The 15,009-nt window shown below is 41.0% G+C and carries 10 protein-coding genes; 5 read left to right on the forward strand and 5 right to left on the reverse strand.

Annotated elements, in window-relative coordinates; translation table 11 throughout:
- Positions 1 to 15 precede the first annotated feature (15 nt).
- The 3 genes from IA57_RS06295 (at position 16) to IA57_RS06305 (ending at position 2,549) form a co-directional block, all read left to right on the forward strand.
- Positions 16 to 1,158: a methionine aminotransferase gene (locus tag IA57_RS06295; RefSeq protein ID WP_036120756.1), complete on the forward strand. Its 1,143-nt coding sequence runs from the start codon at positions 16 to 18 to the stop codon at positions 1,156 to 1,158.
- 75 nt (positions 1,159 to 1,233) lie between these two features.
- On the forward strand, positions 1,234 to 1,737 hold the full coding sequence (locus IA57_RS06300; protein WP_036120759.1) for a hypothetical protein: 504 nt from the start codon (positions 1,234 to 1,236) through the stop codon (positions 1,735 to 1,737).
- Between the two features lie 32 nt (positions 1,738 to 1,769).
- Positions 1,770 to 2,549 carry a nitrilase family protein gene (locus IA57_RS06305; protein ID WP_036120763.1) on the forward strand — a complete coding sequence of 260 codons (780 nt, stop codon included), beginning with the start codon at positions 1,770 to 1,772 and terminating at the stop codon, positions 2,547 to 2,549.
- On the opposite strand, the gene IA57_RS06310 is transcribed toward IA57_RS06305, so the two are convergent.
- Complete coding sequence (locus IA57_RS06310; protein ID WP_036120766.1) at positions 2,509 to 4,140, reverse strand: Ig-like domain-containing protein; 1,632 nt, start codon at positions 4,138 to 4,140, stop codon at positions 2,509 to 2,511. The genes IA57_RS06305 and IA57_RS06310 overlap by 41 nt on opposite strands.
- A 62-nt stretch (positions 4,141 to 4,202) precedes the next feature.
- Positions 4,203 to 4,886: a ComF family protein gene (locus IA57_RS06315; RefSeq protein WP_236625378.1), complete on the reverse strand. Its 684-nt coding sequence runs from the start codon at positions 4,884 to 4,886 to the stop codon at positions 4,203 to 4,205.
- Positions 4,887 to 5,032: 146 nt separating this feature from the next.
- Here IA57_RS06315 and IA57_RS06320 point away from each other — a divergent pair, with 146 nt between their 5' ends.
- Complete coding sequence (locus IA57_RS06320) at positions 5,033 to 5,896, forward strand: hypothetical protein (protein ID WP_036120768.1); 864 nt, start codon at positions 5,033 to 5,035, stop codon at positions 5,894 to 5,896.
- 64 nt (positions 5,897 to 5,960) lie between these two features.
- Positions 5,961 to 7,502, forward strand: a complete 1,542-nt coding sequence (locus IA57_RS06325) for a glycine--tRNA ligase (RefSeq protein ID WP_036120771.1) — start codon at positions 5,961 to 5,963, stop codon at positions 7,500 to 7,502.
- Positions 7,503 to 7,547: 45 nt separating this feature from the next.
- Here the strand turns inward: IA57_RS06325 and IA57_RS06330 are convergent, their stop codons facing one another.
- Genes IA57_RS06330 through IA57_RS06340 form a run of 3 tightly spaced genes read right to left on the reverse strand, consistent with a single transcriptional unit; the run spans position 7,548 to position 14,988 of the window.
- Positions 7,548 to 9,524: a heavy metal translocating P-type ATPase gene (locus IA57_RS06330; protein WP_036120774.1), complete on the reverse strand. Its 1,977-nt coding sequence runs from the start codon at positions 9,522 to 9,524 to the stop codon at positions 7,548 to 7,550.
- A gap of 5 nt (positions 9,525 to 9,529) precedes the next feature.
- Positions 9,530 to 10,684, reverse strand: coding sequence for an efflux RND transporter periplasmic adaptor subunit (locus IA57_RS06335; RefSeq protein WP_036120778.1), 1,155 nt, complete (start codon positions 10,682 to 10,684; stop codon positions 9,530 to 9,532).
- A 2-nt stretch (positions 10,685 to 10,686) separates the two neighbouring features.
- On the reverse strand, positions 10,687 to 14,988 hold the full coding sequence (locus IA57_RS06340; protein WP_036120780.1) for a CusA/CzcA family heavy metal efflux RND transporter: 4,302 nt from the start codon (positions 14,986 to 14,988) through the stop codon (positions 10,687 to 10,689).
- Positions 14,989 to 15,009 lie beyond the last annotated feature (21 nt).

The raw sequence follows: 15,009 nt of genomic DNA on the forward strand, positions 1-15,009 counted from the left end.
CTTACCTTTAAAAGCATGAGACACGCTTCAAAATTACCACAAGTAGGAACGACTATTTTTACAGAAATGAGTGCTTTGGCCAACACCCATAAAGCGCTTAATTTATCGCAAGGCTTCCCAAATTTTAAGAGCGACCCATTGCTAATAGATTTGGTGTTTAAAGCTATGAAAGCGGGATATAACCAATATGCTCCTATGGCTGGAAGTATGGCGCTTAGAGCGGCCATAGCGCAAAAATATCAGGCGCTGTACAAGAGCAGTTACCGCCCAGAAACAGAAATTACGGTAACGGCAGGTGCTACCCAGGCCATTTTTACAATTATATCGGCTTTTGTTAGAAAAGCTGATGAGGTTATTATTTTTAGGCCTGCATACGATTGTTACGAACCCGCCATAACATTACAGGGCGGCATACCTGTTTCTGTCCAGCTTAAGGCACCAGATTATACTGTAGATTGGGATGTAGTAGAAGCAAAGGTAACGTCCAATACCAAAATGATTATTATCAACTCGCCGCATAACCCTAGCGGAACCCTTTGGTCTAAAAACGACATGTTGCGGTTGCAGCAAATAACCAAGGATACCAACATTATTGTGCTAAGTGATGAGGTTTACGAACACATTGTTTTTGATGGGCAATCGCACCAAAGCGCCTGTTTATTTTCTGAATTAAAAGAACGAAGTTTTATTACGGCTTCGTTTGGAAAAACGTTCCATAATACGGGTTGGAAAGTGGGGTATTGTTGCGCGCCAAAAGCGCTCATGCAGGAGTTTAGAAAAGTGCATCAGTTTAATGTGTTTTCGGTAAACCACCCTGCGCAAAAGGGTTTGGCCGATTATATGCAAACACCAAGCCATTACTTAAAACTGTCTGAATTTTACCAAAACAAGCGCGATTTGTTTTTAAGTTTAATTAAAGGGTCTAGGTTTAAAGCCATACCCTCGCAAGGCACCTATTTTCAGGTGTTAGAGTATTCAAACATTACCAATGAAAACGATGTGGCTTTTGCCAAACACCTAACCATTACGCATAAATTGGCTGCCATCCCATTATCGGTTTTTAACGAAAACAAGCGTGACGATAAGGTGCTGCGGTTTTGTTTTGCCAAGACCAACGAGACTTTAGAGGAAGCCGCAGCTATTTTATGTGGGATTTAAGATAAAAGATTTTAAGGATAGGTGACATTTTCCGATTTTTGGGTCTTAAAAAACAAAACCGATATATTTTAAAGCATGAAAAAACTAGTGTTTTTAGGATTGTTTTCAGCAATTTCTATGGTTGCAACCGCCCAAACTACGGGTGCCAATCCTGATGTGACTTATACTGTTAAGGAAAACAGAATTTTTATTGGAGAGGATGATGTGACCGATACATTAAGCTTAGAACGTAAAGACGCTATTTTAGCGGCACACAACGAGCAAGAAAAGCAACAGCTTTTGCAGGACGCCGAAAAGGCACTTGAAGAAACCAAAGCCCAAGCCGAAAAAGAGCAGAAACGTCTAGAAAAGGCGCATAAAAAAGCGCTAAAAGAGCAAAAAAAGGCCGAAAAGGCGCTAAAAAAGCAAGAAAAAGCCAAGAAAAATTACAGTAAAGCCAAAGAAAAATACGAAGCGGCCACCCGCAAATACAACAAGCTTAAAAAAAGAGGCGACCTTTCGCCAAACGATGAGGCTAAATGGCTTGACAAAATGGAAAAACTAAAAGGCAAATTGGATAAAGCCACGCGTAAACTTTAATAATTGCAGTTAAAAAAGTGTACCTTTAGGCTATGGAAAACGCGTTAAAGGTTGCATTGGTTCAAAGCAATTTATCTTGGGAAAATCCCATTGAAAATACAAATAACCTGTCCCGCATGATCGATCGTGTATCGGGACCGGTTGATGTGTTTGTGCTACCCGAAATGTTCTCGACAGCATTTACCATGAATGCAAATGCGGTAGCAGAGTCTATGACAGGCAAGACCGTAAACTGGATGGTGCAGAAAGCACAGGAAAAGCAGGCTGCCATTATGGGCAGCTTGGTTATAAAAGAAAACAACCGCTATTACAACAGGTTGTTGTTTGTTTTTCCAGACGGGCAAATAGCAAGCTACGATAAGCGCCATACATTTTCGTTGGCGGGAGAAGATAAAATATACACTTCTGGAACCCAGAAGCGTATTGTTGAGTATAAGGGGTGGCGGTTGTGCCTCATGATTTGTTACGACCTGCGCTTTCCTGTGTGGGCGAGAAATACCGAAGCATACGATGCCTTAATCTATGTTGCCAATTGGCCTAAGGTGCGCATTGCTGCCTGGGATGCCTTGTTAAAAGCCCGAGCTATCGAAAACATGGCCTATTGCATAGGAGTAAATCGCGTAGGTCAGGATGCTCATAGCCATGAATATAACGGACATTCTATGGCTTTTGATGTGTTGGGAAACCGCATAGACACCGTTACTGAAGGCGCAGAAACCGTAGAGGTGGTAACGCTTTTAAAAGACCACATTAATCAATACCGTAAAACGCTTAATTTTCTGAAGGATCGAGATCACTTCGAGATAATGTAAACTCCTGTACCAAATCCCAACCCGCTCTAACATCAAGTGCTTCGGGGTAATGGCTAATGCGTTCTGGTTGCTGTTTTTTTAAGAAATTACCCGAGTCGAATTTTTGGTTTTTGTTTGTATCAAAAACCACCCTTAAAAAGTATGTTCCGGGAGTAATGTTCCTAAAGTCTACAGGTGCTGCTTGTTCGCTATACATCTCGTGGGTAACCTTGCCCTTGTTGTCGGTAAGCTGAATAATAACAGGATAAGTAGCATTTTGTAAAACAACCCGAACATTGCTGTAATTAGAAAGTGCTTTGGTAGAAATACTGTAGTTTAAAGTATCGTTGGTGTTACCAAACAGGTCAACCATTGCATTGGGCAGCATGTTTATGCGGTATTGGTTGCTTTCGGTTTTTTCAAACTTAAAGGTGTAGGTGTTGGTTAAGGTATCAAATACTGTGGCAAAGTCTATGCGAGTAGAATCTTTGTCTATTATGGTAAGCTGTTTTTGGTTAAAACGCACCAAGGGGGTGCTTCCTGAAATAGTAAAGTCTTCGTTAAAGCCAATATCACCATTAGGTTTGGCGGTTAGAGTTAAAGTGTCACGAGGTTGTTCGCTAAGTTTTACGGTAAAGGTTTCAGTGTAATTTTTATGGTTGCTAACGTTAAACAGTAACGAATCGGTTTTTAGCCTAGGCACATACCAATAGTTAAGCGAATCGGTCTTGGGGTCTTTGGTAATGCGGTAGTTAAAACTATCGGGGACTTTAGATAGCAGTTCGATATTAAGATTTTTGTAATCGCCTTCATAGCCAAAAGCAATTTTTTCACCCGATACCAAACGGGGTCTAATAACCTTATCGTCTAGTTTTTCTTTAAACAGTTTAAGGGTGTAGCTCGAGTCTGAAGGCACGGTGATAAACGCATCGTGAAAGCCTATTTTATCTGTTTTTTGTTGAAACTTATTGTCTTGGTTTTCATCCTTCATGGCTACCAATAAATAGTTTCCCTTTTTAATGTTGTCTATCGAAAATGTAGTCGTGCTGTCTAAGGTATTGGTAATGTATTTTGGGTTTTGCTTATACACGATAGAGTCGGTATAGGTCGAGTCTATTTCATAGAGCATAACCGATATAAAATCTTCGGGTTGGCGCAAAGTGGCATCGATAATGTTTCCAGTAACCGAAAGCGAATCGATATAGTCGCCTGTAGAGATAACATAGCGGTAGTAAGGGTAGGGATTGCCTTCATTGTTGTCTACAATGCTATTTCCAAAGTTAAAGGCGTAGGTGGTATTTGGTGCCAGGGTATCGGTTATTTTTATAGCAATGTATTTACTGGCCGTTCCTAGTGGGGTAATCTCTGGGGCAGGATCCATAGGAGGCGAGATAATAAGCTGTTTCTGGATGTTGTTAACCTTAATATACTCGTTAAAATAAATACGAATCTCATCGCCTTTAAAATTTGTTGAGAAATTTTCGGGTACCGAGCGTATAATCTCTGGCGGGGCAACATCTTTAGGGCCACCGGTAGGCCTGCCTCTATTAGCACAGTTAACCATGAGCACTAAACTAAATGCGAGTAGAACGTTATAAAGGCATGTCTTCATGTTTGGCACAATACTAATTTGTGTGCAAAGTAACAACTTATTTGTCATTAACGAAACCGAAGTTACGCTATTGCCATAGTTGCAATACTTATTTTAACATTTTTGGCCTGCGATAAAACCAAAATACAGGCCTCCATGGTTGCGCCGGTTGTAATAATATCGTCGACCAAAAGAATGTGCTTACCTTCAATATTGGTTTTTGGGTTGCGTTTAAAGACCTCTTGATTGGTTAACCACCGTTTAAACCGGTTTTTGTTAACCTGCGAGCTGCTGTTGCTTTCTTTTATAAGAATGCGGTCGTTGTACTCAATCTCTAGGGCTTTGGCAATCTCTCGGGCGCATTTATCGACTTGGTTGTAGCCGCGTTTTCTTAATTTTTTACGGTGAACCGGAACCGGGACAACCAGATCGATGGTGTGGTTTTTGGCCGTTTCTTTAAGGGTGGCGCCAAGCCATTTTCCTAGAAACACGCCTATTTGCTCATATCCCCGATATTTTAGGTTGTGAAGCAATTTTTGAGTAATGCCTTTTTTCTCAAAACGAAGCAGCGAAATGGCCGCTTCTATTTTTACTCTACCATATAGCATTTTGTAGGTGCTGTTGTTTTTGCCAAAGGGCTCGTTGGTAACGGGTAGCTTATGTCTGCACGAGGTACATAGGTGTTTTTCGTTGTCGCTAAGCATCATCATGCAGGCACAGCACACATCGGGGAAAAACAGTCGGATAATACTTTCAAAAACAGCCAATTGCAATGCTTCTCTTTAGTTGGGTTATGGTTTTAACAAGTTTTTTTTCATTTTATCGATTAAAGTTAATTAAAGTTTATGATATTGTTAGTTTTGTGATTTACAATTAATTTGTGATTTACAATTAATTAATCATAACAATTAAGATGATAGTTATCCCTCAATTATTTAACTACAGATTAATTATCGGTTCGTTAGTTTTAGCAATTTTAGGTTTAGGGTTTTATAGCATATCCCATCACAACACATTAAGAGAGCAGCAAGGTATTCTTGAGCGTGAAAGTACATTAATACAGCACGAACTTTCTGAAATGTTGGAAATGTATGAGGCGGTTAGTACAGATTATTCCAAATTAAACACCCGTTTTAAACACATTGAACTAGAGCTTCAAGAGGCTTTAGATTCTTTAAGCCTTGTTAGCGCTAATGCATCTTTAATGTCTAAGTACAAGTCTCAGTTAACAACCTTAAAGCACCATAATGGTAAGCTTGCCACATTGGTCGATTCGTATGAGAACGAAAACGACAGGTTTAAAATCGCGTTAGAACGTAAGGACCAACAATTAAACATGTTAGAAAGCTTAAGTCTGGAGTTGCAAGAATCGTTAGACGAGGTTTCCTTACTTAAGTTAGAAGATGTAAAGGTTAAAACACTTGCAACACCTAATACCAAAGATCTTATAGAAACTAAAGAAGCTAGCATGGTAGATCATGTAGAGGTTTGTTTGGTCTTAAAGAAAAATAGAGTTACCTCCGAAGGAAGCAAACAGATTTATGTGCAAATATTAGCCCCCAACAATACTGTAGTTGCCGGGCGAGGGCTTGTAGAACACGGTGGGAAAACAATATTGTATAGCGGAAAAACAGCCGTAAACACTTTGGGACAACAAATGAATGTTTGTACCAAGATTAACGTTAACAACCAAACAGTTTTAACTCCAGGTAACTATGAAATTAAGGTGTTTCAAGACACAAAATTGCTAGGAGAAACACAGGTGTACCTTAACTAAAAGTTAATCAGATATTTTTTAGTAAACCACTCTTTTTGTCAGAGTGGTTTTTTATTTTTGTGCCATGGCAAATAACGACGATCAATTTAAGAAAGTAATCTCTCATGCTAAAGAGTATGGTTACGTGTTCCAGAGTAGTGAAATTTACGACGGACTAAGTGCAGTTTACGATTATGCGCAGAATGGCGTAGAGTTAAAGAAAAACATTTGCGACTACTGGTGGAAAGCCATGGTGCAAATGCACGACAACATTGTAGGAATCGACTCGGCTATTTTTATGCACCCAACCACCTGGAAAGCATCGGGGCATGTCGATGCCTTTAACGACCCTTTAATAGACAATAAGGACTCCAAAAAACGCTATAGAGCCGATGTGTTGGTAGAAGATTATTGTGCCAAAATAGAGGCTAAAATCGATAAAGAGGTTAAAAAAGCTGAAAAACGTTTTGGCGAGGCTTTCGATAAGGAGCAGTTTGTGGCAACCAACCCGCGAGTGCTAAAGTACCAAGAACAAATAAACGGTATTTTATCGCGTTTGGGAAAATCGTTGGAAAAAGAAGATCTGGCCGATGTTAAAGCCTTGATAGAAGAATTGGAAATTGCCGACCCCGTTTCCGGTTCGAAAAACTGGACCGATGTAAAGCAGTTTAACCTAATGTTCGGGACCAAGTTAGGGGCTTCGGTAGATTCGGCTATGGATTTGTACCTGCGCCCTGAAACCGCACAAGGTATTTTTGTAAACTTCCTGAATGTTCAAAAAACCGGCCGTATGAAAATCCCGTTCGGTATTGCCCAAATAGGAAAGGCTTTCCGTAACGAGATTGTTGCACGCCAGTTTATTTTCCGCCAGCGGGAATTCGAACAAATGGAAATGCAATTTTTTGTTAAGCCGGGAACCCAGAAATCATGGTATAAAACTTGGAAAGAAACCCGCCTAAAATGGCATCTGTCCCTAGGTTTGGGCGATGAAAATTACCGTTTTCACGACCATGAAAAATTAGCACATTATGCCGATGCGGCTACCGATATAGAATTTAAGTTTCCGTTTGGGTTTAAAGAATTGGAAGGCATTCACTCGCGTACCGATTTCGATTTAAGCCAGCACGAAAAGCATTCCGGTAAAAAAATGCAGTATTTCGATCACGAGGAAAATAAAAGTTATGTGCCTTATGTTATTGAGACCTCTATAGGGCTTGATAGAATGTTTTTAGCAGTGTTTTCTAATGCCTTGGTAGAAGAAGAACTGGAAAATAATACCACAAGAACCGTTTTAAAGTTGCCTGCTGTTTTAGCACCTACAAAAGCAGCCGTGCTGCCATTGGTTAAAAAAGATGGTTTGCCAGAAGTGGCAAAGCAGATTGTTGATGATTTAAAGTGGGACTTTAATGTAAGTTATGATGAAAAAGATGCTGTAGGACGTCGTTACCGCAGGCAAGATGCCAATGGTACGCCATTTTGTATTACCGTAGATCACGACACCTTGGAAGATAATACGGTAACTATTAGGCATAGAGATACCATGGAGCAAAAACGTGTGAAAATCGATGCGCTTCGCGAAATTATTAAAAAAGAGGTTGATGTTAAGGCCTGGTTAATGCGTATGTAATTAACCTTATAAGCAACATGAAAAAGCCCCATTACGGGGCTTTTTTTATTGGTCTTTGTAGGCTAAAAGCCGCAAAGCATTTAAAACGACAACTAAAGTAGAGCCTTCATGAAAAAGTACAGCGAGTCCAATATTGGTAAGCCCCAGGATGGTTACAGGTACCAACAGAGCCACAACGCCCATGCTAATCCAGATGTTTTGGGTAATAATGTGTTTAGACCTTCTGCTTAAGCCAATAACAAAGGGAAGTCTTTCAATTTTATCAGACATAAGGGCCACATCGGCAGTCTCTAGAGCCACATCACTTCCTGCGGCTCCCATAGCAACACTTACCGTGCTTAAAGCCATGGCAGGCGCATCGTTAACCCCATCGCCAACCATGGCAACTTTACCATATTGAGCCTTTAAAGCCTTAATGGCTGTGACTTTATCTTCGGGTAAGAGGTTGCCTTTGGCCTCGGTAAGGCCAATTTGCTTTGCTATAGAATTTCCAACATGTTGGTGGTCTCCAGTTAACATAACCATGCGCTTAATGCCTATTTTTTTTAACCTTAATAGGGTTTGCTTGGCCGTTTTACGTGGCAGATCCATAACGCTTACCAAGCCGACAATTTGGTTGTTATACCCAACAAGCATTACCGTATGCCCATTTTCTAAGAGGGTGTCCATTTCTGTTGAAAGACTACCATTTAAAACCAGATTATGGTTGGTCATTAATTTAGCATTTCCTATGTAAACAGGAGCGTTATTATAAATGGCTTGTATGCCTTGGCCTTGCATGGCTTTTATGTTTGAGGCCAGCCCTTTATGGGTTAATTGGTTTTGAGCCTGAATGTCGTTAGCAATGGCTTTTGCTAAGGGGTGGTTGCTTAAGCTTTCCACCTCGAAGAGCAACTCTAAAAGCGCTTCTTTGTTAAATCCGTTAACCGGAATAACGTTGGTTAATTTGGGTTTGCCTTCTGTGAGTGTGCCTGTTTTATCAAATGCTATGGTAGAAATGACCCCAAGATTCTCAAGGGCTTTTCCACCTTTTATTAAAACGCCGCTTTGCGCTGCTCTGGCAATACCACTTAACACAGCACTTGGGGTAGAGATGGCCAAAGCGCAGGGGCTGGCTGCAACCAAAACAGTTATGGCGCGATAAAGACTTTCATTAAAAGATTCGTCTACCACCAAAAAGGCAAAACAAAGCAGTACAACCAATATAACGATAACGGGAACATACGTTTCCTCGAATTTTTTTGTCATGCGTTGTGTAGGCGATTTTTTGGTTTCAACCTCATTAACCAAGGTGATTAATCGCGATACGGTGGAGTCTTTTGTGAGCTTTAATACTTTAACTTCAAGGGTGTTGTCGCCATTAATGGTTCCAGAAAAAACGAGGTGTTTGCTATCTATATGGGCAAACTCTGGTGTGTTTTGGGTGTTTGGGATAGCGGTTTTGTCTACAGGTATGCTCTCGCCCGTTATGGGGGCTTGATTAATGCTGCTGTCCCCTTTAATAATAACACCATCTGCTGCAATTTTGGTGTTTGGTTTTACCACAATCACATCGTTTATTTGAAGGTCTTCAATAGGAATTTCATTTAACCCGTTTTCATTTTTTAACCAAGCGGTATTCGGAGTTAGATTACCAAGGGCTTTAATGGATTTTTCGGCCTTTTTAATGGCGTAATGCTCTAAGGCATGGCCTAGGCTAAATAAAAACAGCAAAAAGGCGCCTTCTGTCCAACTGCCAATGTAGGCAGCTCCTACAGCTGCGGCAATCATTAAAAAATCGATTTCAAATTTGCCATGAGATAGCTTTTTGGCGGCTTCAATGGTAATGTAATACCCGCCAAAACCGTAGGCCATGATATAGCTGCCCAAATAGGTGTACCAAGGCCAATGGGTTAACTTCTCTATACCAAAACCAATAATTAAGAAAAGGCCACATAGCAACGATAGGTATAGTTCGGTGCGTTTGCCAAAAATACCTTGGCTATGGGAATGTTCGTGTTTATGCTCTGCGGTGTTGCACATATTGCTTAATGGCTGTGGCCACCCTCACTATCGTTTAATAACATGCTTGTTCCTGCTGTAATAATCTGCTTGCCTAATAAGGGCTTGGCATTTAATATTTCTGTATGGCTCTCGGTTTGTTTTCCTATGGTGACTTCGGTTTTGCTAAACTGGTAGCCGGTTTCGGTTTCTTTATTTAAAACTAGAATGTAATGGTGGTCTCCCACCGGTATAATGGCCTCGTTAGGAAGCCCGATGCTCACTAGCTCATTGGTGTAAATCTCGGCTTCAGAAAACATGCCAACAATAAAGGGCTTGCTTTCGTCGGCGATATGCCCATGAACTTTAATGCGTCTAGTGGTTTCATCTATTGTGCTACCAACCAAATGCACTTCTGCTAGGAATGTTTCGTTTGAGGCTTCGGGGATTTTAAAGGTGATTTTTTGCCCCTTTTTAATGTTCATAATATCTTTTTCGAACACCGACAGCTCTAAGTGAATGTGCTCAGAATCTATAATTTCCATTATGACATCGCTGGCAGCAACAAAGGCGCCATTGCTAACATGTATGCTGGAAACCGACCCAGCTATAGGCGAATAAATATTGATGTTGTCGACGATATTGCCATTTAAAACCGACTTTGGATTTATGTTGAGCATTTCCAGCTTTTTTTTCAATCCGTTATAATGCGCTAGGTTACTTTTATAGGTGCTCTCTGCTTTTAAATAGCTTTTTTGCGAGGTTATTTGTTCTTCATACAAGGTTTTCTGGCGCGTGTACTCATTCTCCAGGTATTGTAATTGCTCTGCAACCTCTAAAAATGTTTGTTGTAAAGTTACAAATTCGGTGTTTTTTAAGGAAACAAGCAGTTGCCCTTTTTTAACCTCATCGCCAATAAGTAAAGGCGTTTGCGTAATGTATCCGCCCATAAAAGTGGTAATTTTAGATTTGTTATGTGGCGGCACATCGATCATGCCATTTACAACAACGGTTTCTTTAAAGGTCTGTTGTGAAAGGGTGTCCAAAGCCATTTTTTCACCTTGAAATTGTTGTTTGGAAATAAAAACCTGATCGTGATGCTCGGTGTTTTCGGCATGAGGTTTTTGCGTGGTGCTGCTGTTTTCTTGGTTTTGGCAGGAAAAAAGCGCTATGGCTAAAAAACTGATATATAAATATTTCATGACTATAAAGTTAAATGATTGATGGTAATTACTGTTTGGTTGTAGGTGTTGAGGTTGCTTAAATATTCCAATTCAATATCTGTAGCCGTTTCTAAGCTTTGTATGTACTGGAAAAAATCTATTTCACCTGTTTTGTAAGAACGGTTAGCCGTTTTAATAATTTCTTCTGAAAGCGCTTTGCCCTGTGTCTCGTAATAGCTAATGGCGGCTTCGTGCTCGGCCAGCTTTGCCATAAGGCTTTTGTGCGTTTTTTCGAGTTTTATGTTGTAATCGTTTTGGTTTGTTTTAGCAATCTCCTCGGCAATTTTAGAGGCTTTTATACGAGAAGCCTGTCCAGAGAATAACACCGGGATTTTTAAGCCTATTTGATACCCTTGAATGTTGTGGTTAAGGCTGCTGTTGGTGCCTATAAAATATTCGGCGCTAATGTCTGGAAGTAATTCCTGTCGCTCTCGGTTTTTTAGGGTTTTATAATACTGTTTAGAAGCTTCTAAATACTGCTGTCCTGGGTTGCTTTCAGGAGCAATTGCTTGTAAGGCTATTCTGGACAAGGGGGCGTCCTTAATTAACAAGGTGTCTACCTGAACCACTTGTTTTAAGGCTTGGCTTTTGGCCAGAACATCTTGCTGAGCCTGTTTGTAGCTGGTTTCCATTTGTTTTTGTTTGGACTGGGCCGTAATCATTTCCAGATAATTGGTTTCGCCAAGCTCGAAACGGCGTTTGGCATTATGGGCAAATGCCCCATATAAACTGTCTAAAAACCGATAGGTTTTTGCCTTGTTCTTGGCATAACTAAGCTGGTAGTAATTGGTGTAAACCGCTTTTTTTAGTGCAGTTAGCTCAATCTTGTACTTAGACTGTTGCATGTTTAAAGCTGCCGTATGCGTTTGTTTATCGGCAAAATACACTGTCGGAAATTTAAAATCCTGGGCAATACCGTATATTTTTAAGGGCTTGTTGTTTACGGCCATGTTGTTTTCGTCGTAGCTGTGGAAAACCTGAGTTTTTTCAAAACTGAAAGCACTACCAATGCGGGCTTCAGCTTCATCGACACTCAAGGAAGCTGCTTTAATGCCTTGGTTGTTTTCTATGGCCAAAGCAATGGTCTCTTCAACCGATAATGGATGCTGTTGTGAGAACCCACTAACTGTTGTAAGCAAAACCAAGAGGATGGCTATGGGTGTTTTTTTCATGTTCAACGGTTTTTTTTCTTCCATCCATGCGTAGATTACGGGAAGGACAATAAGGGTTAAAATAGTAGCGCTTACTAGGCCGCCAACGACAACGGTTGCTAGCGGACGTTGTACCTCGGCTCCGGCATTGGTAGAGACTGCCATAGGTAAAAACCCTAATGCTGCCGCCGATGCGGTTAAGAGCACTGGACGCAAACGCTCTGTAGCACCTCGCTTAATGCGCTCTCTAATATTGGTAATGCCCATGTGTTGGAGCTCTTTAAAGTGCTCTATTAATACAATGCCGTTTAAAACGGCAATGCCAAACAAGGCAATAAAGCCAACACCCGCAGAAATGCTAAAGGGCATGTCTCTAAACCACAGTAAAAGTACGCCGCCCACGGCAGCCATAGGAATGGCAGAATAGACCATAAGCGCATCTTTAATTGAGTTGAAGGCAAAGTAGAGCAAAATAAAAATAAGCACAAGCACAATAGGAATGGCGACGAATAGTCTGTTTTTAGCACTTTGGAGGTTTTCAAACTGCCCACCGTAGGTAAGGCTGTACCCAACGGGCAATTGTACGTTTTGGTTAATGCGCTCCTGAATGTCATCGACAACCGATTGTAGGTCGCGGTTTCTTACGTTAACACCAACCACAATACGTCGTTTGGTGTCGTCTCTCGAGATTTGTGCAGGCCCAGTGGTGTATGAGATTTCTGCCAATTCGTTTAAGGGGATTTTGCCGCCGCTAGGCAGGTCGACGTACAGGTTTTTAAGATCCGATAGGTTTTGTCTGTTTTCCTGCTTAAGCCGTATGGCTAGATCGAACCGTTTCTCGCCCTCGAAAACACTGCCTAGAACATGGCCCGAAAACCCCATGGCAATGACTTGGTTTAAATCCGCGATATTTAGGCCGTAACGGGCAATTTTACTTCGGTTAAAGTTAACGGTCATTTGTGGGAGACCTTCTACTTTTTCAACAATAATATCCGAAGCGCCTTCAACATCTGCAATGGCATTTTTTATGGCATTTGCTTTTTCGGCTAAAACAGAGAGGTCCTCGCCAAAAACCTTAATGGCAACATCGGCTCTAACCCCAGTAATAAGTTCGTTAAAACGCATTTCTATGGGTTGGGTAAATTCGACCTCCATTTCTGGAATTACTGCTAGAGCAGCTTTCATTTTTTCGGCTAGTTCGTCTTTACTTTCAGCAGAAACCCATGTTTTTTTAGGCTTCAGTTTAATAATCACGTCGCTTTGCTCCATAGACATGGGGTCGGTAGGGACTTCGGCAGCACCTATGCGGCTTACCACTTGGTCTACCTCTGGAAACTGGTCTAAAAGAATGGTTTCTATTTTTGTGGTGATGTCAATGGTTTTTCCTAGCGAGGTGCCTGTTTTTAAAACGGGCTGTATTACAAAGTCACCTTCGTCTAGGGTAGGGACAAACTCGCCTCCCATTTTACTAAATATACCGAAGCTTAAGAGTAGAAGCCCTAGGGCGGCTCCTATAACCAAACGCTTGTGGCCTAAGGCCCAATCTATTTTAGGCTGGTACCATTGTGTGAGCTTGCTCATAAGTCTTACCGAGATGTTCTTTTTTGAAGGTTGCTCGGGTTTTAAAAATAATGCCGATACGACGGGAACATAAGTTAAACACAGCAGCATGGCCCCTATAAGGGCAAAACTGAAGGTCATGGCCATGGGTTTGAACATTTTTCCTTCAATGCCGCTTAAGGTAAGAATAGGGATAAATACGATTAAGATGATAAGTTGCCCAAATATGGCCGAGTTCATCATCTTTGATGCACTTTTTAAGGTAATGCCATCGATATCCTTTTTTGAAAGTGTTTTTAGCTTAGCACTTTGCGTGGTAATTTGAAAGGCAATAAACTCGACTATAATCACGGCGCCATCGATAATAATACCAAAGTCTATAGCGCCTAAACTCATTAAATTGGCATCGACTTTAAAAAGGTACATTAACGAAATAGCGAACAACAAGCTTAATGGAATAACCGAAGCAACAACCAATCCGGAGCGCCAGTTTCCTAGCAATAGGACGACCACAAAAATAACGATTAAAGAGCCTAGAATTAGGTTTTCAGATACGGTAAAGGTGGTTTTACCTATAAGTTCGCTACGCTCTAAAAACCCGTTAATATACACGCCTTCTGGAAGGGTTTTTTGGATGCTGGCAACCCGTTGGTTAACATCGTCGATTATTTTTTTGGAGTTTCCGCCCTTAAGCATCATAATTTGCCCTAGAACTTTTTCGCCTTCGCCATTTCCTGTGATGGCTCCAAAGCGTGTGGCATGGCCATAACCTACTTCGGCAATGTCTTTAATGTATATGGGGGTGCCATCGTTTTTTACAACAATATTCTCAATGTCCTGTAGGGTGCCCACAAGACCTTCGCCACGAATAAAATAGGCCTTGTTCGCTTTTTCGATATAACCACCACCGGCAACGCTGTTGTTTTTTTCTAAGGCTTGGTAAATCGTGCCAATGCTAATGTTCATGGCGGCAAGCTTGGTGGGGTTTATGGCAATTTCGTATTGTTTTAAATACCCGCCCCAGGTGTTAACTTCTACAACGCCTGGAATTCCAGATAATTGGCGTTTAACAATCCAATCCTGAATGGAGCGCAGATCGGTAATGGAGTAGGTGGTTTTGTGTTCTGGTTCGACATCTAAAATGTATTGGTAAATTTCGCCTAAACCTGTTGTAATGGGGCCCATTTCTGGCGTGCCAAAGCCTTCGGGGATTTTTTCGGAAGCCGATTTAATTTTTTCGGCAATTAATTGGCGGGGCAAGTAGGTGCCCATAGCGTCATTAAAAACAATGGTCACTACCGATAGGCCGAATTTAGATACCGACCGTATTTCCTGAACTCCAGGCAAATTGGCCATTTCCAATTCTACGGGGTAGGTAATAAACTGCTCGACATCTTGCGTGGCTAAATTTCGAGATGTGGTAATAACTTGCACTTGGTTGTTGGTGATGTCTGGCACAGCACCAATAGAAATTCTGGTAAGGGAGAATATCCCAAAGCCTATAATTAAGGCCGTGAACAAAAAAACGATAAGCTTATTGTTTAAGCTAAACGCAATAATTTTTTTTAGCATGATTTATTTATTTAAAAGACA

The organism is Mangrovimonas yunxiaonensis (genome assembly GCF_000733475.1).
Taxonomy (GTDB): domain Bacteria; phylum Bacteroidota; class Bacteroidia; order Flavobacteriales; family Flavobacteriaceae; genus Mangrovimonas; species Mangrovimonas yunxiaonensis.

Bases quoted from the DNA above. Each gene is read 5' to 3' on its own strand.
- IA57_RS06295 (WP_036120756.1), top strand. From the start codon at position 16: ATGAGACACGCTTCAAAATTACCACAAGTAGGAACGACTATTTTTACA.
- IA57_RS06300 (WP_036120759.1), top strand. From the start codon at position 1,234: ATGAAAAAACTAGTGTTTTTAGGATTGTTTTCAGCAATTTCTATGGTT.
- IA57_RS06305 (WP_036120763.1), top strand. From the start codon at position 1,770: ATGGAAAACGCGTTAAAGGTTGCATTGGTTCAAAGCAATTTATCTTGG.
- IA57_RS06310 (WP_036120766.1), bottom strand. From the start codon at position 4,140: ATGAAGACATGCCTTTATAACGTTCTACTCGCATTTAGTTTAGTGCTC.
- IA57_RS06320 (WP_036120768.1), top strand. From the start codon at position 5,033: ATGATAGTTATCCCTCAATTATTTAACTACAGATTAATTATCGGTTCG.
- IA57_RS06325 (WP_036120771.1), top strand. From the start codon at position 5,961: ATGGCAAATAACGACGATCAATTTAAGAAAGTAATCTCTCATGCTAAA.
- IA57_RS06330 (WP_036120774.1), bottom strand. From the start codon at position 9,524: ATGTGCAACACCGCAGAGCATAAACACGAACATTCCCATAGCCAAGGT.
- IA57_RS06335 (WP_036120778.1), bottom strand. From the start codon at position 10,684: ATGAAATATTTATATATCAGTTTTTTAGCCATAGCGCTTTTTTCCTGC.
- IA57_RS06340 (WP_036120780.1), bottom strand. From the start codon at position 14,988: ATGCTAAAAAAAATTATTGCGTTTAGCTTAAACAATAAGCTTATCGTT.